The sequence below is a fragment of the Streptomyces sp. NPDC001339 genome, from assembly GCF_042895955.1.
GTDB lineage: Bacteria > Actinomycetota > Actinomycetes > Streptomycetales > Streptomycetaceae > Streptomyces.
Genome location: NZ_JBIAWT010000018.1, coordinates 1 through 26,320, shown reverse-complemented (window position 1 = coordinate 26,320; position 26,320 = coordinate 1). Strand labels below are relative to the sequence as shown.

The 26,320-nt window shown below is 71.1% G+C and carries 25 protein-coding genes; 5 read left to right on the top strand and 20 right to left on the bottom strand.

Annotated elements, in window-relative coordinates; all coding sequences use genetic code 11:
- Positions 1–7: 7 nt before the first annotated feature.
- Together ACFY12_RS33375 and ACFY12_RS33370 are read right to left on the bottom strand one after the other, a co-directional pair.
- Positions 8–886, bottom strand: coding sequence for an ABC transporter permease (locus tag ACFY12_RS33375; RefSeq protein ID WP_390719718.1), 879 nt, complete (start codon positions 884–886; stop codon positions 8–10).
- Positions 886–1,626: an ABC transporter permease gene (locus ACFY12_RS33370; RefSeq protein ID WP_390719717.1), complete on the bottom strand. Its 741-nt coding sequence runs from the start codon at positions 1,624–1,626 to the stop codon at positions 886–888. Before ACFY12_RS33370 ends, ACFY12_RS33375 begins: the two co-directional genes overlap by 1 nt.
- Positions 1,627–1,875: 249 nt before the next feature.
- Here ACFY12_RS33370 and ACFY12_RS33365 point away from each other — a divergent pair, with 249 nt between their 5' ends.
- Positions 1,876–3,099, top strand: a complete 1,224-nt coding sequence (locus tag ACFY12_RS33365; RefSeq protein WP_390719716.1) for an ABC transporter ATP-binding protein — start codon at positions 1,876–1,878, stop codon at positions 3,097–3,099.
- Positions 3,100–3,229: 130 nt separating this feature from the next.
- Here ACFY12_RS33365 and ACFY12_RS33360 read toward each other — a convergent pair whose 3' ends face one another.
- The 6 genes from ACFY12_RS33360 to ACFY12_RS33335 all read right to left on the bottom strand — a co-directional run bounded on the left by ACFY12_RS33360 (position 3,230) and on the right by ACFY12_RS33335 (position 8,767).
- Positions 3,230–3,715 carry a DUF3180 domain-containing protein gene (locus ACFY12_RS33360; RefSeq protein ID WP_390719715.1) on the bottom strand — a complete coding sequence of 162 codons (486 nt, stop codon included), beginning with the start codon at positions 3,713–3,715 and terminating at the stop codon, positions 3,230–3,232.
- Positions 3,716–3,775: 60 nt separating this feature from the next.
- The gene (gene folK, locus ACFY12_RS33355; protein ID WP_390719714.1) at positions 3,776–4,372 is read right to left on the bottom strand and encodes a 2-amino-4-hydroxy-6-hydroxymethyldihydropteridine diphosphokinase; all 597 of its coding nucleotides are present in this window, start codon (positions 4,370–4,372) and stop codon (positions 3,776–3,778) included.
- Positions 4,356–4,730, bottom strand: a complete 375-nt coding sequence (folB, locus tag ACFY12_RS33350; protein ID WP_066933703.1) for a dihydroneopterin aldolase — start codon at positions 4,728–4,730, stop codon at positions 4,356–4,358. Before folB ends, folK begins: the two co-directional genes overlap by 17 nt.
- A gap of 567 nt (positions 4,731–5,297) precedes the next feature.
- Positions 5,298–5,756: a nuclear transport factor 2 family protein gene (locus ACFY12_RS33345; protein WP_390719772.1), complete on the bottom strand. Its 459-nt coding sequence runs from the start codon at positions 5,754–5,756 to the stop codon at positions 5,298–5,300.
- A gap of 5 nt (positions 5,757–5,761) precedes the next feature.
- Positions 5,762–6,748 carry a dihydropteroate synthase gene (gene folP, locus ACFY12_RS33340; RefSeq protein ID WP_390719713.1) on the bottom strand — a complete coding sequence of 329 codons (987 nt, stop codon included), beginning with the start codon at positions 6,746–6,748 and terminating at the stop codon, positions 5,762–5,764.
- Between the two features lie 162 nt (positions 6,749–6,910).
- Positions 6,911–8,767: a phosphatidylglycerol lysyltransferase domain-containing protein gene (locus ACFY12_RS33335; protein WP_390719712.1), complete on the bottom strand. Its 1,857-nt coding sequence runs from the start codon at positions 8,765–8,767 to the stop codon at positions 6,911–6,913.
- A gap of 141 nt (positions 8,768–8,908) precedes the next feature.
- On the opposite strand from ACFY12_RS33335, the gene ACFY12_RS33330 reads away from it, so the two are divergent.
- Positions 8,909–10,024, top strand: a complete 1,116-nt coding sequence (locus ACFY12_RS33330; protein WP_390719711.1) for an alpha/beta hydrolase — start codon at positions 8,909–8,911, stop codon at positions 10,022–10,024.
- 151 nt (positions 10,025–10,175) lie between these two features.
- Here ACFY12_RS33330 and folE read toward each other — a convergent pair whose 3' ends face one another.
- From folE to dacB, 6 genes are all read right to left on the bottom strand, one after another.
- Complete coding sequence (gene folE, locus ACFY12_RS33325) at positions 10,176–10,781, bottom strand: GTP cyclohydrolase I FolE (RefSeq protein ID WP_390719710.1); 606 nt, start codon at positions 10,779–10,781, stop codon at positions 10,176–10,178.
- Positions 10,782–10,924: 143 nt separating this feature from the next.
- Positions 10,925–12,970, bottom strand: coding sequence for an ATP-dependent zinc metalloprotease FtsH (gene ftsH / locus ACFY12_RS33320; protein ID WP_390719709.1), 2,046 nt, complete (start codon positions 12,968–12,970; stop codon positions 10,925–10,927).
- A gap of 235 nt (positions 12,971–13,205) precedes the next feature.
- Positions 13,206–13,745 (bottom strand): hypoxanthine phosphoribosyltransferase, encoded by a 540-nt coding sequence (gene hpt / locus ACFY12_RS33315; protein WP_390719771.1) that lies wholly within the window; start codon positions 13,743–13,745, stop codon positions 13,206–13,208.
- 106 nt (positions 13,746–13,851) lie between these two features.
- Positions 13,852–14,859, bottom strand: a complete 1,008-nt coding sequence (gene tilS / locus ACFY12_RS33310) for a tRNA lysidine(34) synthetase TilS (protein ID WP_390719708.1) — start codon at positions 14,857–14,859, stop codon at positions 13,852–13,854.
- 189 nt (positions 14,860–15,048) lie between these two features.
- Positions 15,049–16,239 (bottom strand): zinc-dependent metalloprotease, encoded by a 1,191-nt coding sequence (locus ACFY12_RS33305; protein WP_390719707.1) that lies wholly within the window; start codon positions 16,237–16,239, stop codon positions 15,049–15,051.
- 88 nt (positions 16,240–16,327) lie between these two features.
- A complete protein-coding gene (gene dacB, locus ACFY12_RS33300) occupies positions 16,328–17,917 on the bottom strand; it encodes a D-alanyl-D-alanine carboxypeptidase/D-alanyl-D-alanine-endopeptidase (protein ID WP_390719706.1) in 1,590 nt (529 codons plus the stop codon).
- An 86-nt stretch (positions 17,918–18,003) separates the two neighbouring features.
- On the opposite strand from dacB, the gene ACFY12_RS33295 reads away from it, so the two are divergent.
- Complete coding sequence (locus ACFY12_RS33295) at positions 18,004–18,495, top strand: inorganic diphosphatase (protein WP_066972977.1); 492 nt, start codon at positions 18,004–18,006, stop codon at positions 18,493–18,495.
- Positions 18,496–18,624: 129 nt separating this feature from the next.
- Here the strand turns inward: ACFY12_RS33295 and ACFY12_RS33290 are convergent, their stop codons facing one another.
- The gene (locus tag ACFY12_RS33290) at positions 18,625–20,325 is read right to left on the bottom strand and encodes a threonine/serine exporter family protein (RefSeq protein WP_390719705.1); all 1,701 of its coding nucleotides are present in this window, start codon (positions 20,323–20,325) and stop codon (positions 18,625–18,627) included.
- A 157-nt stretch (positions 20,326–20,482) separates the two neighbouring features.
- Positions 20,483–21,208 carry a DedA family protein gene (locus ACFY12_RS33285; RefSeq protein ID WP_390719704.1) on the bottom strand — a complete coding sequence of 242 codons (726 nt, stop codon included), beginning with the start codon at positions 21,206–21,208 and terminating at the stop codon, positions 20,483–20,485.
- A gap of 264 nt (positions 21,209–21,472) precedes the next feature.
- Here ACFY12_RS33285 and ACFY12_RS33280 point away from each other — a divergent pair, with 264 nt between their 5' ends.
- Complete coding sequence (locus tag ACFY12_RS33280; protein WP_390719703.1) at positions 21,473–21,841, top strand: YbjQ family protein; 369 nt, start codon at positions 21,473–21,475, stop codon at positions 21,839–21,841.
- 141 nt (positions 21,842–21,982) lie between these two features.
- Here the strand turns inward: ACFY12_RS33280 and ACFY12_RS33275 are convergent, their stop codons facing one another.
- The 3 genes from ACFY12_RS33275 to ACFY12_RS33265 all read right to left on the bottom strand — a co-directional run bounded on the left by ACFY12_RS33275 (position 21,983) and on the right by ACFY12_RS33265 (position 25,262).
- Positions 21,983–22,741, bottom strand: a complete 759-nt coding sequence (locus ACFY12_RS33275) for a MerR family transcriptional regulator (RefSeq protein ID WP_390719702.1) — start codon at positions 22,739–22,741, stop codon at positions 21,983–21,985.
- Positions 22,742–22,857: 116 nt separating this feature from the next.
- Entirely contained in the window at positions 22,858–24,867 is a 2,010-nt protein-coding gene (locus ACFY12_RS33270; protein ID WP_390719701.1) for a tetratricopeptide repeat protein, read from the bottom strand.
- The gene (locus ACFY12_RS33265) at positions 24,864–25,262 is read right to left on the bottom strand and encodes a hypothetical protein (protein WP_390719700.1); all 399 of its coding nucleotides are present in this window, start codon (positions 25,260–25,262) and stop codon (positions 24,864–24,866) included. The genes ACFY12_RS33270 and ACFY12_RS33265 overlap by 4 nt, the downstream gene beginning before the upstream one ends.
- Before the next feature lie 115 nt (positions 25,263–25,377).
- Between ACFY12_RS33265 and ACFY12_RS33260 the strand changes: the two genes are divergently transcribed.
- A complete protein-coding gene (locus ACFY12_RS33260) occupies positions 25,378–25,662 on the top strand; it encodes a hypothetical protein (protein WP_390719699.1) in 285 nt (94 codons plus the stop codon).
- A 24-nt stretch (positions 25,663–25,686) separates the two neighbouring features.
- On the opposite strand, the gene ACFY12_RS33255 is transcribed toward ACFY12_RS33260, so the two are convergent.
- Positions 25,687–26,022 (bottom strand): hypothetical protein, encoded by a 336-nt coding sequence (locus ACFY12_RS33255; protein ID WP_390719698.1) that lies wholly within the window; start codon positions 26,020–26,022, stop codon positions 25,687–25,689.
- Between the last annotated feature and the right edge of the window lie 298 nt (positions 26,023–26,320).

The window sequence follows — 26,320 nt, the reverse complement described above, 5'->3', positions numbered from 1 at the left end:
TCCACCTTCAGTTCGTTCGGATCGGGTCCGGCCGCGCCGGGCCGGGCGGGGCCGGACCCGACGGGGCAGGGTCGGGCGAGACCGGGTCCGACGGGTCCGACGGGACCGACGGAGCCGGGGCGGCTTCCTCGGACGTACCGCCGGACGCACGGCCGGACATACCGCCGGACGCACGGCCGGACGTACGAGAGGCCGTACGCCGTGCCGTCCGGGTGCCGCGCCGTCGTCCTCGCAGCGGGTCCAGCAGTCGCTCGACGAGGATGAGGACGCCCTCCACGGCCAGGGCGAGCACGGCCACCAGCAGCGCACCCGCGACGACCTGCGCGGTGTCGTAGTTGCCGAAGCCCGCGGTGATGATCCGGCCCAGCCCTCCGCCGCCGGCCAGCGCGGCCAGGGTCGCGGTCGCCACCACCTGGACCGTGGCCGACCGCAGGCCCGTCATGATCAGCGGATAGGCGAGCGGTATCTCGACCCGCAGCAGGAGTTGCGGGCCCGACATCCCCATCCCCCGGGCCGCCTCGACCACATCGCGATCCGCCTCCCGCATGCCCAGATAGGCGTTGGTCAGCAGCGGCGGCACCGCGAACAGCACCAGCGCGATGACCGTCGGCCACTCGCCGTACCGCCCCAGCGGACTGAGCGTCAGCAGCACCAGCACCGCGAAGGTCGGCACCGCACGGCCCACGTTGGAGATGTTGACCGCCAGCGCCCCGCCCTTGCCGAGGTGCCCCAGGTACAGCGCCACCGGCAGGGCGATCAGGCAGGAGAGGACCAGGCAGAGCGCACTGAGCCAGAGGTGCTCGGTGAGGCGGTGCCACACCCCGTTCTCCCCAGCCCAGTTGGCGGCCGTCGTCAGCCACTGCCAGGAGCCCGTGATCGCCTCCATCAGCCCACCGCCTTCGCCGTACGGGCACCGCTCCGGGCGTCCGGGGCCCCCTTCGGCTTCGTCCGCGGGCGCGCCCAGGGCGTGAGCAGCCGCTGAAGGCCCAACAGCAGCACATCGGCCACCAGCGCCAGCAGCACACACAGCACCGACGCGGTCAGCACTTCCGCCTTGAAGAAGCCCGCCATCCCGCTGGCTATGAGATTGCCCAGGCCGCCGTAGCCGACGACGGAGCCGATGGTCGTCATCGCGACCGTCGAGACCGTGGCGATCCGCAGTCCGGCCACCACCGCGGGCAGCGCAAGGGGGAGTTCCACCTCGAACAGCAGCCGCGCGGGGCCGTACCCCATCCCGCGGGCGGCCTCCCGCACCTCGGCGGGCACCGCCTGCAGACCGGCGAGGACATTGCGCACCAGGATCGTCAGCGAATAGAGCACCAGGCCCGTGACGACCACCGCCGCCGAGACCCCGAAGACCGGGGTCAGCAGGGCGAACATCGCCAGTGACGGGACCGTGTAGAGCACCGTCGTCAGCCCCAGGACCGGCCCGGCGGCACTCCGCCAGCGCCGGGCCAGCAGCGCCAGTGGAACGGCGACGGCCAGGCCGATCACCACCGATACGGCGGTGATGCCGAGGTGCTGGACCGTCGCGTCCAGCAACTCCTGACTGCGCGTGCGGACATACTCACCGCAGATCCAGTCGTTCGTTTCCAGACAACTCGGTCCGGCAGCCATGCCGTTCATGGCCCGTCACCTCCCCCGCCCTCTTGCTCACTTCTCGGCGACGTCTGCGACCCTAAACCCCAGCACTGACAATCGCCCGGTCGCCCCGGCTCACCGGCCACAACACCGGCTACCCCGCCATCCGCGCGCAACACCGCGTTCATGAAATTCGTGATCTTCACGACCGCCCGGCCACCATGGGCCACCGCGGAGGGCCGCCCCCACGGGCCAAATCCATCCACAGCTGAGCCATCCACACTTGAGGGAAGAATGATCCGCTTCGAGCACGTCACCAAGCGCTACGCCGACGGCACCACCGCCGTGGACGACCTCACCTTCGAGGTCGCCGAGGGGGAACTCGTCACGCTCGTCGGCCCCTCGGGCTGCGGCAAGACCACGACGATGAAGATGGTCAACCGGCTCATCGAGCCCACCAGCGGGCGGATCCTCCTCGACGGCGAGGACATATCCACCGTCGACCCCGTCCAGTTGCGGCGCCGCATCGGCTACGTCATCCAGCAGACCGGGCTCTTCCCCCACAAGACCGTCCTGGACAACACCGCCACCGTCCCGCACCTCCTCGGCCGCCCCCGCAAACAGGCCAGGGCCCGCGCCGCGGAACTCCTCGACCTGGTCGGCCTGGACCCGGCGACGTACGGCGACCGCTACCCCGACCAGCTCTCCGGCGGCCAGCGCCAGCGCGTCGGCGTGGCCCGCGCGCTCGCCGCCGACCCGCCCGTCCTGCTGATGGACGAACCGTTCGGCGCGGTCGACCCGGTCGTCCGCGAGCATCTGCAGAACGAGTTCCTGCGGCTGCAGTCCACGCTGCACAAGACGGTCCTCTTCGTCACCCATGACATCGAGGAGGCGGTCCGGCTCGGCGACCGGATCGCGGTCTACGGGGCGGGACGCATCGAGCAGTTCGACACCCCGGCGACGGTCCTGGGCGCCCCCGCGACCCCGTACACCGCCCAGTTCGTCGGCGCCGACCGGGACCTGAAGCGGCTCGCCGTCACCCCCGTCGGGCCCGGCGACCTCGAGCAGCCCCCGGTCGTCCGGCTCGACGACTCCGCGGCCCGCACCGCCGACCGGCTGACCGCCGACGGGGCACCGTGGGCGGTCGTGCTGGACGCCGACGGGGCACCGTACGGGTGGGTGACGGCCGGGGAGCTCACGGGTGTGCTCCCGGGTGCGCTCCCGGACGGTGCCGCCCCTCGCGTCGGCACCGTCCGGGAGCACGCCCGGCGGATGACCGCCTGGCTCCCGCTCGGGGCCCCGCTCAAGCAGGCGCTCAGCACGATGCTCCAGCACGACGCGGGCTGGATCGGGGTCCGGGACGGCGACGACCGCCACCTGGGGGTCCTGACCCCCGCCGGGCTGCACACCGCGCTGCGCCGCGCCACCGGCAACAGGGACGGAAATGGAGACGGAGATGGAGACGGCGACGGGGTGCAGCAGGGCGGCGCGGCTCCGGCTCCGGCTCCGAATGCCTGAGGGCCCGGCGCGGCGTCAGCGCACCGCTATCAACACACCCGCATCAACCACACCGGTAGCGACGCACCGGCGTCAACCACACCGGTAGCAACGCACCCGCATCCACCACACCGGTATCAGCACACCGGCGTCAGAGCGCCGCGTCGGCCCCGCCCCGGTCCTCGTCGTCCGGCAGCTTGCACACCCGCTCCAGGAAGACCGCCGCGGCCACCACGGCCGCACCGGCGAGCACCGACAGGCCGGCGTGGATCACCTGGTCCCGGCGCGGCTCGACCTCCAGCCCGGCGGTCAGCAGAAAGACGCCGACACCGCCGTACAGCCCGGAGACCAGCGACGCCACCAGGGCGCTCGCCTGCCCGAAGACCACCGAGCGGGCGGCCATCAGCGGATCGACGCCCTTGGCGCCGGGCCGGCGCTCACGCTGGGCGCGCAGCCGCGACCGGAGCGAGAAGGCGGTGCCGGCGAGCACGGCGGCGATCAGCGCCAGCACGATCGGCGCGGCCACCGGCACACTGGGCAGGGTGCCGTAGGAGTCCCACAGCCGGGCGCCGCCCCAGGCCAGCACCCCGGCCGCCAGAAACAGCCCGACCAGCACCTTGATGTGTAGCTGCCTCACCGAGCGATCGCCTCTCGCACCGTCATGCCCCTGTTGCTGTCACGACCGCAACCCTAACGGCTACTCAGGCAGTCGCAGTTCCAGGTCCGCCCGCGGCACGACACCGTCGCGGCCGACCGCCGCGAGCAGCTCCCCGACCGCGCCGCGACCCGGAACCTCGGCCTCCGGGTCAATGTCGTACCAGGGCGCCAGCACGAACGCCCGCTCATGGGCGCGCGGATGCGGCAGCGTCAGCAGCGGGTCCTCGGAGACCACGTCCTGATAGGCCACGATGTCGACGTCGATGGTGCGCGGCCCCCAGCGCTCGTCGCGGACCCGCTCGAAGGCCTCCTCGATCGCGTGCCCGCGCTCCAGGAGGGAGCTCGGCGGCAGCGTCGTCTTGATCAGCACCACGGCGTTGAAGTACGACGGCTGGGTGCCCGGCGCCACACCCCAGGGCTCGGTCTCGTACACCGGGGAGACCGCCTTGACCCGCAGACCGGGGGTGTCCTCCAGCGCGTCGACGGCACCCTGGAGGGTCTCCAGGCGGTTGCCGAGGTTGCTGCCGAGGGAGAGCACGGCTCGCTTGGGGTTGGAGAGCGTCACATCGGCGGCGTCCACCTGCTCCACGACGGAGGCGGGCACCGGCTGTACGGTCGGGTCACTGCTGGTGTTCATGTACTCGACTCCGAGTGATGGTGATGGTCACGTCGTCGAAGGGGACGGTGATCGGCGCATCCGGTTTGTGCACCACCACCTCCACTTCCTGTACGCCCTCGTGCTTGAGGCACTGGTCGGCGATGCGCTCCGCCAGGGTCTCGATGAGGTCGACGGGCTCGCCCTCCACGACGGCCACCACCTCCTCGGCCACGATGCCGTAGTGCACGGTCTTCGCGAGATCGTCGGAGGCCGCCGCCTGGCGGGTGTCCAGACCGAGGACGAGGTCCACGATGAAGGTCTGGCCTTCCTCGCGCTCCCGGGGGAACACCCCGTGGTGGCCCCGGGCCTTCAGGCCACGCAGCGCGACACGATCCACGCGAATCACTCCCACTGGTCCACGGCACCTCTGGCGCCACTGTTCGTCGGTTCCGGGCAGGCACCGGAGCGGTCCGCCCGCTCCGCCCCGTCATCGAATCTACCTTCGAGCACCGACAGCCCTCGCTCACGGGGGCTATGGATGACTATGGACAAGACCCCGCCCTGCTGCTAGACACGGCTCCCCCGCACGGGCCGGGAGATCGTCCGCGCGCCTCTTACCCCTCTTCCCCCACGCCACCCCTACCCGTGCCCCACTTGGCTCGAACGGGTGCGCCGTCGTCCGGATGACTGACGCCCGCCGCTGACACGCTGGGCAGCCCCTCATCATGAGCGCAAGGGCCGACGGCCATGGCAAGGCTCACACCCCGCCCGCGCCCGCATCGTGAGACGCCGGACGCCGGATCCGCGGTGTTCACCGGAGGTTCAGCAGACGTCCGCCGTGGCCACCGTGACCGCCGTGACCACCGTGAGGCGTCCCCGTGAGGCGTCCGCCGTGACCGCCGTGAGGCTGTCCACCGTGACCACCGTGAGGCGTCCGCCGCGCACGGCGATCCGTCCGAAGTGCCTAGTCGTCCCCGTCTCCCCCGTTCTCGTCCTCCTCGCCCTCCCGGTCCGCCAGCACCGGCGACCCGTGATGCGCCCACACCCGCCAGCCGTCCTCGGTGCGCTTGAAGACATTGGTCGCGACGACCAGCTGGCCGATCAGCGGCCCCACCGAGCCGTCGTCCTCCGCGGGGCCGCCGCTGAGGATGTTCTCGGTGCACGTCACCAGGGCGGTGTCGCCCATGACGTCGATCTCCACGTCGGTGAGGAAGAACTGGATGTACTCGGTGTTCGCCATGATCAGGGCGTACGAGCGGAGCACCTCGCCGCGCCCGCGCAGCACCGGCCACCCGGGGTGGACCACGCTCACCTGACCGTCCAGCCACAGCTCGGACAGCGCCTCATGATCGCCGCGCTCGATGGTCTCGTACAGGGTCGCGTTCGCCTGCTCGACCAGCTCGATGTCCGTCCGTGGGCCCAACCCGCTCACACCGTTCCCGTCGCGTTCGCCGTCGTCCCGCCCGGCCCGCCGGACGCGCCCGTCCCGCTCGTACCGCCCGTCCCGCTCGTCTCACCGGTACCGGCCGTACCGGCCGCGTCCCCGGTGGCGGCCACTGCCGCCGCCCCCTCCACGGCACGGGCCACCCGCACCGCGTCCGCGCTCGCCCTGACCTCGTGCACCCGCACCGCCCAGGCCCCCTCTCGCGCCACGATCGCCGATACCGCCGCCGTCGCGGCGTCCCGCTCCCGGGCCGGCGGCGGGGCGGTTCCCTCACCGCCCGCCAGCACCCTGCCCAGGAACCGTTTCCTCGAAGCGGCCACCAGCAGCGGCCGGCCCAGCGCCCGCAGCCGCGCCAGTCCGGCGACCAGCGCGAGGTCGTGCCCGGCCTCCTTGGCGAAGCCGAGGCCCGGGTCGATGACGATGCGGTCCGGGTCCACACCGCCGGCCACGGCGCGCTCCATGGACTGCCGGAGTTCCTCCAGCACCTCCGTGACCACGTCCCCGTAGACGGCGCGGTTGTTCATGTCGATCGACTGGCCGCGCCAGTGCATCACCACGAACGGGACCTGGTGGTCGGCCACCACCGGCACCATCGCCGGGTCGGCGGCGCCCCCGCTGACGTCGTTGACCAGCCGCGCCCCGGCCCGTACCGCCTGATCGGCGACGGACGCGCGCATGGTGTCGACGGAGACCAGGGCGCCCGCCGCGGCCAGTTCCCGTACGACGGGAACGACCCGGCGCAGCTCCTCGGCCTCGTCCACCCGCGCCGCGCCCGGCCGGGTCGACTCACCGCCCACGTCGACCAGGTCGGCGCCCTGAGCCACCAGGTCGAGACCGTGTTTGACGGCGAGTTCGGTGTCGAACCACTCCCCGCCGTCGGAGAACGAATCGGGCGTCACATTCACGACGCCCATCACCGCGCAGCGGTCCCAGTCCGGCAGTCCGGCCACCCGGCCACGCAAGGTACTCATGGCACCAGCGTAGGCCGTGTGCCGACCGGCCGGATTGCCGCCTTCGCGTGCGGGGACCGGGCCCGCCGGGCCGTCTGTCACGCCGTCCGCCGAGCCGTTCACCGAGCCGCCCGCCACGCCGTTCACCGAGCCGCCCGCCGAGCTGTCCGCCGAGCCCTCCCGCTACGCCGCCCGCTCGACCGGGCCGCCGGCCCGTACCGGCTCCGCCGAGTGCGCCGTGTGCGCGCACGGCCGCGGTTCGGCGGCCTTCCCGCCCCTCAGGAAGCGCGGCAGGCGCAGCTCCAGATAGCCCTCGGCCTGGAGCGCCGCCAGGCCGATGCGCGGGATGTCGCGGCTGTTGCGGAAGACCACGAAACGGGGCTCCCAGCGTGGCCGGAACTTGTCGTTGAACTTGTAGAGCGACTCGATCTGGTACCAGCGGGACAGGAAGATCAGCATGCCCCGCCAGACCCGGATGACCGGCCCCGCGCCGAGCTTCTCGCCGCGCTCCAGGGAGGAGCGGAAGACCGCGAAGTTCAGCGACACCTGCTTGATCTTGAGATCGGGTGCGGCCTGCAGCGCGGCGACGATCAGCAGCTCGTTCATGCCGGGGTCGGCGCTCCGGTCGCGGCGCATCAGCTCCAGGGAGATGCCGCTGTCGCCCCACGGGACGAAGTGCTGCATCGCCTTGAGGTCCCCGTACGGGCCGGGCTCCTCGCCCTCGGCGGCCGCCAGATGCGCGGTGGCGATCACCGCGTCGCCGTCCGCCACTGCGTCGATCCGGCCCAGCGCCATGGAGAAGCCGCGCTCGGTGTCGGTGTCCCGCCAGGCATCGGCGGCCCGCTGGATCCGCTCCAGCTCGTCCGGTTCGAGGTCGCGCACCCGCCGTACCCGGGTGTGGTAGCCGTTGCGCTCGATGCGCTTGACCATCTGCCGTACGTTGCGCATCGCGCGCCCGGTGAGGGTGAAGTCGGCGACGTCCACGATCGCCTCGTCACCGAGCTCCAGGGCGTCCATCCCGGTCTCCCGGGTCCACACCTGGCCCCCGGTCTCGCTGCAGCCGGTGACAGCCGGCGTCCAGGAGTGCGCCCGGGCCTCCTCCATGAACCGCTCGATCGCGCCCGGCCAGGCCTCGACGTCGCCGATCGGGTCGCCGCTGGCGAGCATCACGCCGGAGATCACCCGGTAGCAGACCGCGGCCTTGCCGGACGGGGAGAAGACCACGCCCTTGTCGCGGCGGAGCGCGAAGTAGCCGAGGGAGTCCCGGTCGCCGTGCCGGTCGAGCAGCTCGCGCAGCCGCCGCTCGTCGTCGTCCGTCAGCCGGGCCGCCGGGTGCTCGGGGCGGAAGGCGAGGTACGCGGTGGTGGCGACGGTCAGCAGGCCCAGCGCGCCGAGGGAGTAGCCGACGGTGTAGTCGACGTGGTGGGTGTAGCCGACGGGGCCCTCGAAGCCGAACAGACCCCACAGGACGTGCTCGGCGCGGTCCATGAAGGACGGCGAGCCGATGATCTTGTGGGGGTGGGAGCTGACGATCACCATGCCGATGCCGAAGCTCGCGCCGCCGAGGACGACGAAGTTGGCCACGGCCTTCCAGCGGCTGCGCGGGTCGGGCAGGGCCGCGAACTCCTTGCGGTGCCACACCAGGAACACCAGCAGCGCCAGCGAGAGCACCGCTCCGAGCAGGGAGTGACGGAACAGGAGCTGCGCGGCGATGCCCACCGGAAGCAGCGCCACCGCCGCCGCCCAGGCCCGCCGCTTACGCCGTTTGAGGCCATGGGCGAGCAGGAGCAGCAGGATGCCGACGACAATGGAGGCGGCGGCCGCCAGCGGGCTGACCGCGCCCGGCAGCACCTCGGCCAGGGCGTGCACCCGGCTGTGCCGGAAGCGCGGGAACACCCCGGCGGCCAGGTTGAGCAGGCCGACGAGCACACCGGCCGTACCGACGAGACCGGGCACCCGCTCGGGGCGCGGGCCGCGGAGCCAGCGTGGCGAACGCCACGCAACCGTCTCCGACTTTTCGCCATCTAGCCTGTCAGACATCACTTTCCCGTCGCCCCGGTCGAGAGAACGTGCGAGCCTTGTCGCAGCGTCTGGACTTTTTGCGCCCTGTATGACGGCGTTTCAGGGCTCGGGGTTCCACCTGCGGTACGGATGAGCCGGCCGCCCGGAAGAAAGCACCTCATGGGTCTGACCAGCAAGAAAGTGCTGCTTCTTGCCGTCCTCGTCGCGGTGGCACTGTTCGTTCTGACGATTTGGCTCTGGCCGCGCCTGTCCAAGAAGAGCTGGCGCGCCGTTCTCGGGCGGGTCGGCCTGCTGCTGGCGACCCAGCTCTCGCTCTTCGCCGCGGTGGGTCTGGCCGCGAACCTCTCCTTCGGGTTCTACGCCTCCTGGGCCGACCTTTTCGGCCAGGAGCAGGAGCCGGGCGTGGTGAAGAACTACAAGTCCGGCCCGAACGGCACCAAGCTGCAGATGCTGGGCACCCAGCGGATCAGCGTCGAGAACGGGTCCCGGCCGGCGGAGGCGGGCCGGATCGACAAGGTGATGGTGCACGGCGAGCGTTCCAAGATCTCCAGCCCGGCGTATGTCTATCTGCCGCCGCAGTACTTCCAGAAGGCGTACGCGGAGAAGAAGTTCCCGGCGTCGGTGGTCCTCACCGGATACCCCGGAACGGCCGAGGCCCTGTACAAGAAGCTGCACTTCCCGCAGACCCAGCACCAGCTCCTCAAGGACGGCAAGATGAAGCCGACCGTTCTGGTGATGATGCGCCCGACCGTCGCTCCGCCCCGTGACACCGAGTGCATGGACATACCGAACCAGGAGCAGACCGAGACGTTCTTCACCAAGGACCTGCGCGCCGACCTCTCCGGGCACTACCGAATAGGGAAGGAGTCCAAGAGCTGGGGCGTCATGGGCGACTCCACGGGCGGCTACTGCGCGCTGAAGATGACCATGCGCCACCCCGAGGCGTTCTCCACCGCGGTCTCCCTCTCCGGCGACTACAAGGCCCCCCTCGACGCCACCACCGGCGACCTCTTCGGCGGCAGCAAGCAGCTCCAGCGCGAGAACGATCTCCTGTGGCGTCAGCGCAACCTGCCCGCTCCCAAGGTGAACCTGCTGGTCACCACCAGCAAGCAGGGCGAGAGCAACTACAAGAACACGCTGCGCTTCATCGAGCAGACCAAGTCCCCCACCCGGGTCTCGTCGATCATCCTCGACAGCGGCGGCCACAACTTCAACACCTGGCGCCGCGAGATCCCGGCGGCCCTGCAGTGGATGGGTGACCGCCTGACGGTCTGAACGAGCCGGCCGGCGGCCTGACGGGCCCGGGCCGGAAATGATGCGCCGCGGCGGGATTCCCGCCGCGGCTTTCGACTGTCCGCGCCCCCGCCGCGCCTCTGGCGCCGTAGCGCCTTCAGCGCCCGTAGCGCCTTCAGCGGCGCCCGTGACGTCAGCGCGCCAGTATCAGGCTCATCGCCTCGGCCCGCGTCGCCGCGTCCCGCAGCTGGCCGCGGACGGCCGAGGTCGTGGTCTTGGCACCGGGCTTCCGGACGCCTCGCATGGTCATGCACATGTGCTCGCACTCGATGACGACGATCACGCCGCGCGGCTCCAGGATCTCCATCAGGGAGTCCGCGATCTGCGTGGTCAGCCGCTCCTGGACCTGCGGGCGGCGGGCGAACACATCGACCAGCCGGGCCAGCTTGGACAGCCCGGTGATCTTCCCGTCGACGGACGGGATGTAGCCGACGTGCGCCACGCCGACGAACGGCACCAGGTGGTGCTCACAGCTGGAGACCAGCTCGATGTCCTTGACCAGCACCATCTCGTCGTGGCCCAGGTCGAAGGTGGTCGTCAGCACGTCCTCCGGCTTCTGCCACAGGCCGGCGAAGATCTCCTTGTACGCCCGTGCCACCCGCGCCGGCGTCTCCAGCAGCCCCTCGCGGTCCGGGTCCTCGCCCACCGCGATCAGCAGTTCGCGGACCGCGTTCTCGGCGCGCTTCTCGTCGAACTCGCCGATCGTGCCGTCGACGGCCAGCGTCACAGGGTCGGTCATGTGGTGCCTCGTTCCTTCTGCGCCCGCGCGGTATCGCGGTGGATCGCGGAATGCCGCGCCCCCCAGGCTAAACCTGGGGGGCGCGGCATGTATTCCGGGGGCCGGTCGGGCGGGCGGTTCCGACTCCGCCCGGCCGGGCCGGGTCAGCTCTCCGCGCGCGGCTCCTCGGGGGCCTGCGCCTTCTCCGTGACGACCGTCTCCGGAGCCGCCTTCTCCGTGGAGACGGTGGCGGGCGCCGTCGTCACGGAGCCGTTGGCCGGGGCCAGCTCCCTGGGCGACAGCACCGGCGGGCGGCTGGAGGGCGTACGGCGCGACGAGCCGGTCCACGCCGGGCGGGCCGGGCGCCGGACCACGTGCTTGAACAGCTCGGCGATCTCCTCCTTGTTGAGGGTCTCCTTCTCCAGGAGCTCCAGCACAAGGTTGTCGAGGATGTCGCGGTTCTCGACCAGGATCTCCCACGCCTCGTTGTGCGCGGTCTCGATCAGCTTCTTGACCTCCTCGTCGACCAGCGCGGCGACCTCTTCCGAGTAGTCGCGCTGGTGACTCATCTCGCGGCCCAGGAAGGGCTCGGAGTTGTCGGAGCCGAACTTGATCGCGCCGAGCCGCTCGGTCATGCCGTACTGCGTGACCATCGCGCGGGCCGTGGCGGTCGCCTTCTCGATGTCGTTCGCGGCGCCGGTGGTCGGGTCGTGGAAGACCAGCTCCTCCGCCGCGCGGCCGCCCAGCATGTACGCCAGCTGGTCCAGCATCTCGTTGCGGGTGGTGGAGTACTTGTCCTCGTCCGGCAGGACCATGGTGTAGCCCAGGGCCCGGCCACGGGACAGGATCGTGATCTTGTGGACCGGGTCGGAGTTCGGGGAGGCCGCCGCGACCAGGGCGTGTCCGCCCTCGTGGTACGCGGTGATCTTCTTCTCCTTCTCGGACATGATCCGGGTCCGCTTCTGCGGGCCGGCCACGACGCGGTCGATCGCCTCGTCCAGGAACTTGTTGTCGATCAGCTTCTCGTCGCTGCGGGCCGTGAGCAGCGCGGCCTCGTTCAGGACGTTCGACAGATCGGCACCGGTGAAGCCGGGGGTGCGCTTGGCGACGGCCGAGAGGTCGACGTCCGGCGCGACCGGCTTGCCCTTCTGGTGGACCTTGAGGATCTCCAGACGGCCCTGCAGGTCCGGACGGTCGACGGCGATCTGCCGGTCGAAGCGGCCGGGGCGCAGCAGCGCCGGGTCGAGGATGTCCGGGCGGTTCGTCGCGGCGATCAGGATCACGCCGCCCTTGACGTCGAAGCCGTCCATCTCGACCAGCAGCTGGTTGAGGGTCTGCTCACGCTCGTCGTGGCCGCCGCCCAGGCCCGCGCCACGGTGCCGGCCGACCGCGTCGATCTCGTCGACGAAGACGATCGCCGGGGCGTTCGCCTTGGCCTGCTCGAACAGGTCACGGACACGGGAGGCACCGACACCGACGAACATCTCGACGAAGTCGGAGCCGGAGATCGAGTAGAACGGGACGCCCGCCTCGCCGGCGACGGCGCGCGCGAGCAGGGTCTTGCCCGTTCCGGGCGGGCCGTACAGCAGCACGCCCTTGGGGATCTTGGCGCCGACGGCCTGGAACTTCGCCGGCTCCTGGAGGAACTCCTTGATCTCCTGGAGCTCCTCGACGGCCTCATCCGACCCCGCGACGTCCGTGAAGGTCGTCTTGGGGGTGTCCTTGGTGATCAGCTTGGCCTTCGACTTGCCGAAGTTCATCACCCGGGAGCCGCCGCCCTGCGCCTGGTTCATCAGGAACAGGAAGACGACCACGATGAGGACGAACGGCACCAGGGAGATCAGCATCCCGATGAACGGGTTCTGCTTCTCCGGGGAGACGGTGTACCCGTCATTGATCTTGCCGGTCTCGTACTTGGCCTGCAGGCTCTTCGCCAGATCGACGCCCTGGTCGCCGATGTAGCTCGCCTGGATCTTGTTCGAGCCTTCGATCTTGTGCGAGCCGGACAGCTCGATCTTGATCTTGTTCTCGTCCCCGGTCGTCAGCTCGGCGGACTTCACCTGGTTCTCAGAGATCGCCTTGACGACCTGACCGGTGTCCACCGTCTTATAGCCGCCGGACGAGCCGACGACCTGCATCAACACGACCACGGCGAGGACGGCCAGCACGATCCACATGACCGGCCCACGGAAGTATCGCTTCACGTCCATCCATACGGAGCCGTTTGCGGCCCCGTCCCTCCTGCCACAGTGAGGCACAACGCCCTCGGGAGGGCTGGTCGTGCGTACGGTGTATTACTGGCCCGAAAGCAGACTGCCTTCGGACGGTACCCCAGCATTGTCACCCGGCGCCTGCGCCGAGAGTGAACATGCGCCCGGGAATTCCCCTCCCCCTGCTCCAACGGCGGGAAGCCCCGAAGGGTTCCCGCCGGGCGCCAGGGCCGCCTCAGCCGCCGTAGACCTGCGGCGCGAGGGTGCCGACGAAGGGGAGGTTGCGGTACTTCTCGGCGAAGTCGAGACCGTAACCCACGACGAACTCGTTGGGGATGTCGAAGCCGATCCACTTCACGTCGATGGCCACCTTGGCCGCGTCCGGCTTGCGCAGCAGCGTGCAGACCTCCAGCGAGGCCGGCTCGCGCGAGCCGAGGTTCGACAGCAGCCACGACAGGGTCAGGCCGGAGTCGATGATGTCCTCGACGATCAGGACATGCTTGCCCTTGATGTCGGTGTCCAGGTCCTTGAGGATGCGGACCACACCGGAGGACTGGGTGCCCGCGCCGTAGGAGGACACGGCCATCCAGTCCATGGTGACGGGGGTGGACAGCGCGCGCGCCAGGTCCGCCATCACCATCACCGCGCCCTTGAGGACACCGACGATGAGCAGGTCCTTGCCCGCGTACTCCGCGTCGATCTTCGCGGCCAGTTCGGCCAGCTTCGCGTCGATCTCTTCTTTGGTGATGAGAACCGACTGAAGGTCGGAGCCCATGTCCTTGTCGTCCACCCGTGCCACTCTCGCTCGGTTCGGTGTTCACGTCAGCCGTGAGACGTCCACGTCAGTCGTGAGACTTCAGATGCACGGCAGCGTCTGCGGCTCAGCCCTGCCGGATGACAAGTCTGCCACCCTGGCGGCGTACCCCGACGCGCCCGGGGAGATTGATGGCCCCCTGGCCGCGCCAGGCAGTGATCAGCCGGTCCACTTCCTCGATGTGGCGGGCGAAGAGCGAACCGGGCGGTGAGCCGGCGGCGATGACCGCCCGGCGCAGCACCCGGCGGCGCACCGCGGGCGGCAGGGCGAACAGGGCGGCGACGTCGAGGGTCCCGGCGTCGTCCAGAACCGTTCCCTCGGCCGCGAGGGCCCAGGCGTCGAGCGCGTCGGCGTCGTCCCGGGAGAGCTGGGCAGTACGGGCCAGCGCCTCGACGACGCCCTTGCCGAGCGCCTTCTCCAGGGCGGGCAGCCCCTCGTGGCGCAGCCGGGAGCGGGTGTAGGCGGGGTCGGAGTTGTGGGGGTCGTCCCAGACGGGCAGCGACTGGATCAGGCAGGCCTTGCGGGCGGTCTGGCGGTCCAGGTCCAGGAAAGGGCGGCGGTAGCGGCCGTTGTGGCCGCTGGTCGAGGCCATGCCGGACAGCGAGCGGGTGCCGGAGCCGCGGGCGAGGCCGAGGAGCACCGTTTCGGCCTGGTCGTCGCGGGTGTGGCCGAGGAGGACGGCGGCGGCGCCATGGCGCTCGGCGGTCGCGTCCAGAGCGGCGTAGCGGGCGTCCCGGGCAGCGGCCTCGGGCCCTCCGGTGCGGCCCACGCTGACGGACACGACCTCCACGGGGTCAAGCCGCAGGGCCCGCAGTCGCAGGGCGACCTCGGCGGCCCGGAGGTCGGAGCCCTCCTGAAGGCCGTGGTCGACGGTGACGCCCCCGGCCCGGACGCCCAGCTTGGGGGCCTCGAACGCGAGAGCGGAGGCGAGCGCCATCGAATCGGCGCCGCCGGAGCACGCGGCGAGCACGAGCGGGGGCTCGTGCCGGTCCTGCGCGCAGTGGTGGTTGAGCACGTCGTGGAGTACGCGGCGGACCGCCAGGCGTATCGCGGCGACCGCTGGATGGGGACCCATGTCCGTTTCCAATCGTTCAGCTGGGAGCCTCGGGCCGGGGAGACCCTTCGTCACACAGAGTGCCTAGATGGTGACAGAGGCGAGCGGTTCCCCGAGCATTGCACGCCTATCCATCGACAACGGTCCCTCAGACGGGTGAATGACGGGGCGCTCTTCTGCCGTGCGGCGTGCCCAGCTCACGACGTTCCCCTACGGTGCCCCGTCCGCTTTGCGGTGCACCCGCGCGATCCAGTCCGCCGGTTTGGCGATCTCTTGTTTGGTGGGGAGGGTGTTCGGCGACGTCCACACCCGGTTGAAGCCGTCCATGCCCACCTCCTCGACGACGGACCGGACGAACCGCTCGCCGTCGCGGTACTGCCGCAACTTGGCGTCCAGCCCGAGCAGTTTACGCAGCGCCAGGTCGAGCCGTCCGGCACCGCTGGCCCGGCGCTTCTGGAACTTCTCCCGGATCTCCGCGACCGACGGCACCACGTCCGGGCCCACGCCGTCCATCACGTAGTCGGCGTGCCCCTCCAGCAGGGACATCACCGCCGTCAGCCGCCCGAGGATCTCCCGCTGCGCCGGCGTCTGCACCAGATCCACGATCGAACGGCCGCCGTCGTCGCCCTCCTCCCCCACGGGCTTGGCCCCGGCAAGCGACTGGGCGGCCTCCCGCAGCCGCTCCAGCAGCGTGCCCGGATCGATGTCGGTCTCCCCGAGGAACGACTGGATCTCGCCCTCGATGTGGTCACGCAGCCACGGCACGGCCGTGAACTGGGTCCGGTGGGTCTCCTCGTGCAGGCACACCCACAGCCGGAAGTCGTGCGGCGCCACCTCCAGCTCGCGCTCCACATGGACGATGTTCGGCGCCACCAGCAGCAGCCGTCCGCCCTGCGACCCGGCGGGCAGGTCCCGGGACGGCGGGGCGAAGGTCTCGTACTGGCCCAGCACCCGCGACGCCAGGAACGACAACAGCATCCCCAGCTCCACGCCGGTCACCTTGCCGCCGACCGCGCCGAGCACCGCGCCCCCGGGCACCGCCGCGCGCCGGTCCTCCATCTTGGCCAGCAGCGGCTTGAGCACCGCCCGGAACCCGGCGACATTGGCCCTGATCCAGCCGGGCCGGTCCACGACCAGGACCGGGGTGTCGTGCGGCGCGCCGGCCGACGCGCCCCGCGGCAGGTCACCGCCCGCCTCCCCCGCCGCACCCGTCGCACCGGGCTGCGCCATCCGCGTGAACGCGCGCACATGCTCCTCGGACGACTTGGCGTGCCGCCGCAGCTCGGCGACGATCGCCCGCGCCTCGTCCCGGCTCACCTCCGGCCCCGGCCGCACGAACCGCGTCGCGGTCGCGACCGCCAGATTCCAGTCGACCATCTCGGTCCCACCGATGCTCGTCATGGCTTCACGGTACGTGGGCGCCCCGCCGGGGGATAGCCGCCCATGGGGGCGCGGGACCAGTACGGCTACTGGTGCGGGATGGGTCCGGCTACCGGCAGCCGCAGTTCGCCACCGCCGAGGCCAGGTGGTCCAGAGCCCGCTGCGCGCCCTCCGCATCCTCCGTCCCGGAGGTCATGAACGAGAAGGCCAGCAGCCGGCCGTCGACGTCGACGACGGTGCCCGCCAGCGTGTTCACGCCGGTGAGGGTGCCCGTCTTGGCCCGTACGGTGCCGGCGCCGGCGCTCTCACCCGCGTAGCGGCGGCTGAGGGTGCCGGTGAAGGCGGCCACCGGGAGGCCGGTGACCACCGGGCGCAGCGCAGGGCGGTCGGGCGCGGCGGCCTCCTGGAGGAGACGGGAGAGGAACGCCGCGGACACCTTGTCCTTGCGGTCCAGGCCGCTGCCGTCGGCGAAGACCGCGCCGGAGAGCGGCAGCCGCAGGCGCGCGAGGGCGGCACGCACAGCCGTGCCGGCCCCGGCGAAGCTGGCCGGCTGACGTGCGGCGAGCGCGGTCTGGCGGGCCAGGGCCTCGGCGATGTCGTTGTCGGAGTAGGTGAGCATCCGCTCCACGAGGGAGGAGACGGGGAGGGAGCGGACGACCGCGAGCCGGTCGCGGCCGCCCTCCGGTGCCGAGGCGGGCGCCGCGGCGGGGCCGGGGTCGCCCTCCACCGTGATACCGCGCTCACCGAGCAGCTCGGCGAAGGTGGCGGCCGCCGCGCGGGCCGGGTCGGACTCACGGGGCGCGGTGCCGTGCTCGCTGTCGTCGAGGCGGGCCTCGTCGACCATCAGGGCGGTGACGGGGGCGATGTTCTCGTTCGGGCCGATGGGGTGCTCCACCGGGCCCGCGTACGCGGAGGTGTCGTAGCCGAGGCTGATCGTGCCGAGGTGGCGCCGGGCCAGGGCGCGGGCGGTGTCGTCGGCGAGCGCGCGCAGGCTCGCGGGCTGCTCCTCGCCGCTCCGCTTAGGGGCGCGCGCGGTGAGCGTCGGGTCCCCGCCGCCGACGAGCACCACGCGGTCCTCACCGGCCAGCACGGCGGTGGTCTCGATGCGGTGGTCGGGACCGCGGGCGGCGAGCGCGGCGACGGCGGTGGCGAGCTTGACCGTGGAGGCCGGGGTGACGGCCGTGCCCTGGCCGGCGCCGTAGACCTCACGGCCGGCGGCGACGTCGATGACCGAGGCGGTACGCACCGGGCCCAGCGCCGGGTCCCTCAGCAGCGGTTCGAGGGCGTCGGCCAGCCCCGCACCGGTGGGGACGGGGGCCGCGCCCCGGCCCCCGGCACCGCCCGCCCGGCCGCCGAGCGCGGGCAGCACGGGCGGGGCGCTGGGCCCGCCCCCGGGATCCGCGGCGTGACGCTCACCACTGGCACCGTCCATCACCGCCGCTGCCGCCCGTTCGGCCCTACGCTGGCCCGAGTCCCATGGGCCGGCCGCCGCCACCGCGACGAGCGCGACCGCCAGGCCGGTGGCCGCGGAGACCACCGTCAGCCGCCAGGTCTGCCGGGTGTGGCGCGGTGCGGCCCGCCAGGCCTGCCGCGCCGAGGCGGCCGCCGTACGGGCGGTACGCCCCGCCGCATACGTCGCCGTCCGTGCGGATCGGTGCACCGACTGCCATCTGACCTGCCACTTTCCGGTCTCCGGCACCTCGGACCAGCCCCTTTCGCGACCACACACCTGCGTGAGGGACACTTAATCACCAGAACTATGTGCTGATCATGGAGGAGCCACCCGTGGAGTTCGACGTCACCATCGAGATCCCGAAGGGTTCGCGGAACAAGTACGAGGTGGACCACGAGACCGGTCGGATCCGCCTCGACCGTCGACTCTTCACCTCGACCAGCTACCCGGCCGACTACGGCTTTGTGGAGAACACCCTGGGCGAGGACGGCGACCCGCTGGACGCGCTGGTCATCCTCGACGAGCCGACCTTCCCCGGCTGCCTCATCAAGTGCCGCGCCATCGGCATGTTCCGGATGACCGACGAGGCCGGCGGCGACGACAAGCTGCTGTGTGTCCCGGCATCCGACCCGCGGGTGGAGCACCTGCGCGACATCCACCACGTGTCGGAGTTCGACCGCCTGGAGATCCAGCACTTCTTCGAGGTCTACAAGGACCTGGAGCCCGGTAAGTCCGTCGAGGGCGCCAACTGGGTCGGCCGCACGGACGCCGAGGCCGAGATCGAGCGCTCCTACAAGCGCTTCGAGGCGCAGGGCGGCCACTGACCTCTCCGGCGGTCTCTGACCGTCTGACGCGCGCACCGACGCGCTGATTTTCGTACGCGAACGGGCGGCACCCAGTCAGGTGCCGCCCGTCGTGCGTTCATGCCAGCCGTATGGTTTGGACCGGCGGCGCTAGAACCCCCGGGTCCGCTTGGCCGCCCGCCGCGCGCCCTCCCCCACCGGCGCGCGCAGGAACAGCCGCGCGACCTCGGCACCGAGGTTGACCCCGACCGCGATGGCCAGCGCCAGCGAGGCGGCCGTCACCAGGGACGCGAGGCCCTGCACCAGGCGCCCCTGGGCGAAGTTGAGCAGCCCGAAGTACGTGGCGCTACCGGGCAGCAGCGGGCCGATGGCGGCGGTGACGTACGGCAGCGCCGACGCGTAGCGGTAACGGGAGAGCAACTGGCCGAAGAGGCCGACCAGTCCGGCCGCGATGGCGGTGCCCGGCACCGGGTTGATGCCGCCGACGTTGACCAGGGCCCCGTACACCACCCAGGCCACCCCGCCGTTCAGCGTCGCGAAGGCCACGGTGTGACGTTCCTGCTGAAGCAGCACACAGAACGCCAGCGCCAGCAGCATGGCGGCGGCGATCTGCACCAGCGGCTCGTTGTAGGACGGCAGCGCCTGCTCCGGACTGAGCCGCGTGAGGCCGGGTTTCAGCCGCAGCCCGATATAGAGCACGCTGAGCACGCCGACGACGATCCCGACGATGAGGTAGCCGACCTCCAGCAGCCGGGCGGCGGCGGTGATGTAGTAGCCCGTCAGCCCGTCGTGCACCCCGGCGACCAGCGCCCGCCCCGGGATCAGCGCGAACAGCCCACCGGTGATCACCGCGGACGCCTGCACATTGGCGTGCGCCACGGCGAGGGTGATGCCGACCGCCGCGGGCGGCATCGCGGCGACCACGAACTGGTAGAACTCCGGCAGCCCCCGCCCGGACGCCAGCCACGCCAGCCGGTCACCGAGGATCGAGCCCACCGCGGCCGCGATGAACACCAGCGCCCCGCCGCCGACCAGCATGGACGCGGCACCGGAGAGCAGCCCGGAGGCCAGCGTCAGCGCCCAGCTCGGGTACGGGTGGCGGTTCCGCCGGATCTCGGCGAGGCCGCGGTAGGCCTCTTCGAGCGTGATGCCCTCGGTGGCGATCTCGTCGATGAGCCGGAAGACCGCGGACAGCCGGGTGTAGTCCGCACCGCGGCGCCGCACCGTCCGGCTGGCCGTGACCGGGTCGTCGATCAGCGACGGCTGGTACGAGATCGACAGCAGGGTGAAGGTGGCCGTCGGCTCGACCCGCTCCAGCCCGTAGGCGTGCGCGACCCCGAACATCGCGGCCTCGACGTCCTCCGCGCCCTCGCCGCCGGCCAGCAGGATCTCGCCGATACGGAGCGTCAGGTCGAGCACCCGCGGCACGGCCGGGCCGGTCTCCTCCTCACCGGTCGTACGCCGCTCGGGCACCGGCCGCTCCCCCACCGGCATCCGCAGCATCGTCCGCATCCGGTCCTGCCAGGGGGCTTCCTTGGTCAGGCTGATGGCCGGTATGCCGTGCGGCGGGGTGAACGCCGTGCTCATGGCCGTGGCGCCGACGGGCGCGGGCAGCGGGGTCTGCCCCGTGGTGCTGCCGGGCGGCACGAACGCGGAACCCTCCTCCTCGGCCGGCGCCTCCGGGCGCACACCGGCGGGGAGGGCGAACTCGGAGGTCGGGTGCTCGTCCTCGGGAAGCGGCGGGTAGGGGACACCGAGCGGCGGGGTGAAGGCCGAATGCGCCTCGTCCGAGGACGGCTTACGGTCCTCCGGCCCGCCACCTGACTCCGGTGCATGGGGATCCGACGCCACGGGTTCTCGCTCCTGCTCTTCGAGGGCCTCCTGAGGGGTGATTCACACACACGATGCCCGATGCCACAACACCGTGCGCACCCGGGGCACACCTTCCCCCAGGCACCCGCGACCACTCACACCGGCCCCCGCAGCGGACCGTCGGCCCGGCGGCCCGTCAGCGCTTGGCGTGCCGCCCGCGCCGTACGGGCTCCGGGGCGGAGCCGGACGCCGCCGTTCCGGCTGACGTTCCGGCCGCCGGGCCCGCCTTCTTCGCCTTGCCCCGCGCCCGCAGGAACTCGATCACGACCGGCACCACGGAGATCACCACGATCCCCACGAGGATGAACTCGATGTTCTTGTGCACGAACTCGACGTTGCCCAGCGCGGCGCCCAGCAGCGTCACCCCGGCCCCCCACAGCACACCGCCGATGACGTTGAACGTGAGGAAGGAGCGGTAGTTCATCCGGCTCACGCCCGCGATGATCGGCGTGAACGTCCGCACGATCGGCACGAAGCGGGCCAGGATCAGCGACTTCGGGCCGTGCTTGTCGAAGAAGACCTGAGCCTTCTCCACGTTCTCCTGCTTGAAGAGCCGCGAATCGGGCCGCTTGAAGAGCGACGGGCCGACCTTGCGGCCGAAGAGATAGCCGGCCTGGTCACCCAGAATGGCGGCCAGCACCACCAGGACGCACACCAGCCACAGCGGCTTGTCGATCTTCCCCGCCGTCACCAGCAGACCGGTGGTGAACAGCAGCGAGTCCCCCGGCAGGAAGAAGCCGATCAACAGCCCCGACTCCGCGAAGACGACGAGCACCACGCCGATCAGGCCGAAGGTCGTGATCCAGTAATTCGCGTCCAGCAACTGGGTCAGCCACTGGGGGCCGAGCGCGAGAGTATTCACGGGGTGAAGGCTCCTGGGTCGAGGGCGCCGGATCGTGCGGCCGGATCATGCGCACGAAGGGGGTCGGGAAGGGGGTGCAGGCGCGTTTGCGGCCCAAAACTATCAACGCCGGATGTCCCCCCTTGGTTCCAGCCACCTGCCGGGCCGCTTCCCGCCGGACCCCCCGACCGCTCCCGGACCACTGGCCGTACTCCCCGAACCGGGTGATGCTGACCACAGGGGGGACGCAAGGCGGCAAACAGGCGCCACAAGGAGGTGCGCCCCATGGGCACCGAGGAGTACGGCGGCGGACAGCGCGAGAACTCCGACGTCCTCGTCGTGACGACGAACGACGTACCGGGCTTCTACGTGCAAAAGGTGATCGGCGAGGTCTTCGGCCTGACCGTCCGCTCCCGGCACCTCGGCAGCCAGATCGGCGCGGGCCTGAAGTCACTGGTCGGCGGCGAGCTGCGAGGGCTGACCAAAACCCTCGTCCAGACCCGTAACCAGGCGATGGAACGACTGGTGGACCAGGCCCGCTCGCGCGGTGCCAACGCGGTGCTGATGTTCCGCTTCGATGTCACCGAAGCCGCGGACGTCGGCACCGAGGTATGCGCGTACGGCACCGCGGTGGTAGTGGCCCCGCGGTCCTGAACCTGAATCTGAACCCAGGACCGCGGAGCCCTCCCCGCCTAGTGGGGCCCACCCCCGTACGGCCCCTACAGACGGCACCTACAGATGGCGGTGGCCTTGCGGCGGCCGCCCCCTACAGAGATCGACACACAGATCGACCCCCTACGCGTGCCGCGCCGCGTTGGCGAGGATCGCCTCCTTCAGGTAGCCGGCCAGGCCCGGCTTGATCTTGTCGTAGGTGGCGGTGAAACGAGGGTCCGCGACGTACATCTCACCCATGCAGGTATGCAGCTCGTAACCGCACTCGTAGAAGCTCCCGCAGATGTGCTGCCGGTGCCGCTCCGCCAGGTCCATGGCCGCCTCCGAGTCCGAGGCGTCCCCGGCCTCCATCAGGGCGGCGAACGCGCTGTTGATCTCGTCCCCCTCCGCCTTGATCCGCAGCCAGTCCTCCTTCGTGTACGAGGCGGTCCTGCGCTGCGACTCGCGGTACGCCTCGGTGTCGCCCCAGCGCTCCCGGACCTCGTCCTCGTACTGCTCCGGGTCGTGCTCTCCGAAGACCTCGAACTTCTCCTCGGGCGTAAGCTGAATGCCCATCTTCCGTGCCTCCATGGCGTGTTCGACGGCCTCGGCCATCCTCTCCAGCTTCGCGATCCGGCCGGTCAGCAGCTCGTGCTGGCGCCGCAGGTGCTCTTGCGGATCCACGTCCGGGTCGTCGAGGAGAGCCGCGACCTCGTCGAGCGGAAAGCCGAGCTCCCGGTAGAACAGAATCTGCTGCAGCCGGTCGAGGTCGTCGTCGCCGTAGCGCCGGTGCCCCGCGCGGTTGCGCTCACCGGGCTGCAACAGCCCGATCTCGTCGTAGTGGTGCAACGTCCGCACCGTCACCCCGGCGAAAGCCGCAACCTGCCCTACCGAATAACTCACTTCCGTCCGCTCCCTTCTCGGTACGCACTCCACGATGTGTCCTCACGCAACGTGAGGTGCAAGTCCATATCCCAGAGTGCTCCCGAAATACCGGCGAGCAGACGAAAACACCGAGGTCAGCCCTCCAGGAACTGACGGGCGAGTTCGGTGAGGGGGTGGTCGGGGCCGTAGAGGCGTTCGCGATCAGCCAGCACCCTCTCGAAGAGGGCAGCGGCCGTATCGACGTCGCCGGCGAGCTTGTGGGCGTAGGCGAGGTTGCTGCGGGCGGTGACGGTCTCGGAGTGGTCCGGCCCGTAGACCCGTTCATAATCGGCGACGGCCTGGTGGTGGAGGTCGATGGCCGTCTCCAGTTCACCCATGTCGCGGCAGGAACTTGCCAGGTTGGCACGGGCGTTGACGGTGTGAGGGTGGTCGGGGCCGTGGAGGCGCTGCATGTCCGTCAGGTTCTGCTGGTGCAGGTCCCGCGCTCGCGCCGGCTCGCCCTGCAAGGCATAGAGGTAGGCGAGGTTGGCCCGGGCGACGAGGGTATCGGGGTGGTCGGAACCGTGGATGCGCTCGTGGTCGGCCAGGTTCTGCTGGTGCAGAGGGGTGGCCGTCTCCAGATCGCCGGCGGCCCGGTGGGCGCTGGCAAGGAAGCTGCGGGCCGCGAGCGTGGCCGGGTGGTCGGGGCCTTGAAGTCGGGTGTTGATGTCCACCGCGTGCTGGGCGCACGCTATGGCCGCGCTGGTGTGGCCGTCGCCCTGCAGGAACCCTGAGGCGGCCACGAGCAGGCCGGCGGTGTGCCGGTCCTCCTCCGCCGCCGGGGTCCGGTCGGTCAGGGCCAGCAGGTGCGGCAGGAGCTCGCGCCACCGGGGCCATTCGGGGACGTTGAACAGCGGGTTCTCCGGCAACGCCTGCTCCAGCAGCCGGGTGGCGCGTTCGCGGGCGGTGGTGACGGCCTGGACGGTGCGGTGGGGGTCGGCAGGGTCGGGGATACGCGCCACGGCCTGGACCAGGCGGTGGACGGCCACGGCCTGCCGGGTCAGGGTGATCATGCTGTAGCCGTGGAGCAGCGCCAGCGCCTCATCGACGGCGAACGGGTCTTCCTCTCCCAGATCCGTGTGGAGGCCTTCGAGGACGTCGCGCGGCAGCGGGGCGGGGGCGAGCCAGGCGAACAGCCGCAGCAGGTCTCCGGCCAGGGGTTGCTGGTCCGTTATCGCCTGGAGGGACAGTTGCCAGATCCGGGCGACGGTGCGCTGGTTGTCCGCTTCCTGACCGCTCGTCGAGGCGGCTGCGAACATACGGCCCGGATAGCGGCGGAGGCGGTCGAGATAGGTGGCCGGGCTGATGGCGGTGGACTCGATGTAGGCGGCGGCCTGCTCCAGGGCCAGGGGCAGGTGCCCCAGTTCGTCGGCAAGGCAGGCCAGGACGCGCTCGTCGTCGGTTCCGTCGGTTCCGTCGGGCTCGATGATGCGCATAAGCAACTCCACCGCAGCGTCGGAGGGCAGGGTGTCCAGCGGAAGAGGCTGGGCCAGGCGGCGCCAGCCGGTGGTCCGCCGGCTGGTGATGATGTGCCGCCCCGTGGTCATGCCCAGCACCGGGGCCAGGTCACGCGGGGAGGCAGCATCGTCCAGCACGAGGAGCCAGTCCTGGTGCGTCTGCAGCCAGCTCAGGGCCCACTCGGCGCGCTCGGCGCTGGTCGCGGCGGCCAGGTGCTGGTGGGGGGCGAGCCGGACGGCAAGGTCGGCGAGCCCGTGGGTGAGGCTGGAGGCGGAGTCCGCGCTGAGCCACCACACTGGGTTGAACCTGTGCCGCTGCCGGTGGGCGACCTGCAGAGCCAGGGCACTCTTGCCCGTCCCGCCCAAGCCGTGCACGATTCGGGGCACCGTCGGACCGGCCTCGCCCAGAACGGCCTCCAGGTGGGCCAGGGGTTCCGTTCGGTCGACGAAGTCCGGGTTCGCCGGTAGCGGCAGGTTGGTGGTCCCCTGCGGCGCCGGAACGTCGGCGGGCTGCCGGACGGCCCCGGCCTGCACGTGGACGGTGCGGGCATCGATCGTGGCGTGGTCGCCGGTGGAGACGATGCCGCTGTTGGTGCCGACGGCCACCGCCCGCTCACCGGCGGCTTCGACGTGGGGCCTCTCGCTCACCGCTGGATGGTGGCGCCGTCGCCGGTGCTGATGATGCCGTTGTTCGTCTCCACCGCGACGGCGCCGTCCCCGGAGGCGGTGAAAGAACGAGCCGGCAGCAGTTGGGCCAGTTCCGCGGCCAGCTCGGAGTCCTGCCGCAGGATGCGACGCACCTGGACGCGCAAAGCGGCCTGGGCGTCGTCGTCCTGCGGGTCCTCGGCGACCTCCTCGATGGCCTGCTCCAGCCCGTCCCGGTTCTCCTCTCGACTCCACAGTCGCTGCACAATGCGCCGGCCCAGAGACACCGTCGCGTCGGCGGCCGTGTCGGTGGTCCGGGTGACCACGGCGCTCCCGTAAGCGGTGACGGCGGCAGTGACGTACGGCACCACGTCGTTGGCGACGGTCAAAGCGTCCACAGTGTTCCCCCTCTGTCGATTTCCCCGAGCATGCCACGACCACCCCGACCCGGTCGTCCGGCAGAGGGGAGTGCCGGAAGTCGGTGCGGGGCGCGGCGCCGGTAGCGTGGGGCCGATGAGCAGTTACACGGTGAAGGTCGGCGAGACGAGCGTGCGGGCCCGGTCCCTTCAGGACGCACAGACAGTCGTGATGGAGTACATCACCGACCTGCTGGCCCGCGACCCGGAAGCAGCCTCACAGGGCGCCCTGATGGCCAACAAGGCGTTCTCCGCCGGCACCGTCGCCCACGCCCTCGACACCCACGGCAGTTGGCAGACGGTCATCACCGTCCAGGGCGAACAGGCCAAGGTCTCGATCACCAAGCGCCACTGGTGGCGATGGCGAAACACCGGCCTCTGAGCCGGTTCGCGACACCCGACGGCCTCAATGGCGCCCTCCCCCACCGGACGACCACCCGTTCAGCCTCCGGAGCCTCTCCTCCAGCTCCCGCCGCCGGGCGTCCTCGTCCGCCGTGTTCTGCCACTTCTGCCACGCCTCGGGCACGTCCACGTACGGCCGGACGAGGCGGCTGTCCTCGCCCCGCGACAGGAGCAGCCCGGTTGGTACCCGCTGTACGTACACCAAGCGCCGTCTCGGCGGCCCCTCCTCGCACCAGGCGGTGGCGGACAGCACGCCGGTCCCGGCCGCCCGATGGCCGCCCGTCCCCGGAAACAACCAACTCAGCAGCGTTCCAAGGACCGTTCGGATAATGCCGGTCATGCGGTGGTCGCCGCCTTACGGAGCACCTCGGCGAGCTTGCGGGCAGTAGCCGCGTTGCAGTTACCCAGGGCGACGAGCGGAGCTCCGTAGCGGCCCGCGAAGGTCGGCAGATCGACCCTGAGCGACGGCAGCGTGATGCCGTGACCCCAGAGCGCCTTCCGCAGCTCTTCGACGCTCTCGGGTACGTCGTCGACAGTGGGGTGTTGAAACCTCCCCTCCCTGAAGGGAGGGGATTCCTCACCCTCCAGGGCTGATCGAGGATTTCTAGCTCAGGCCGCCATCGGGGGCAGCGCCCCCG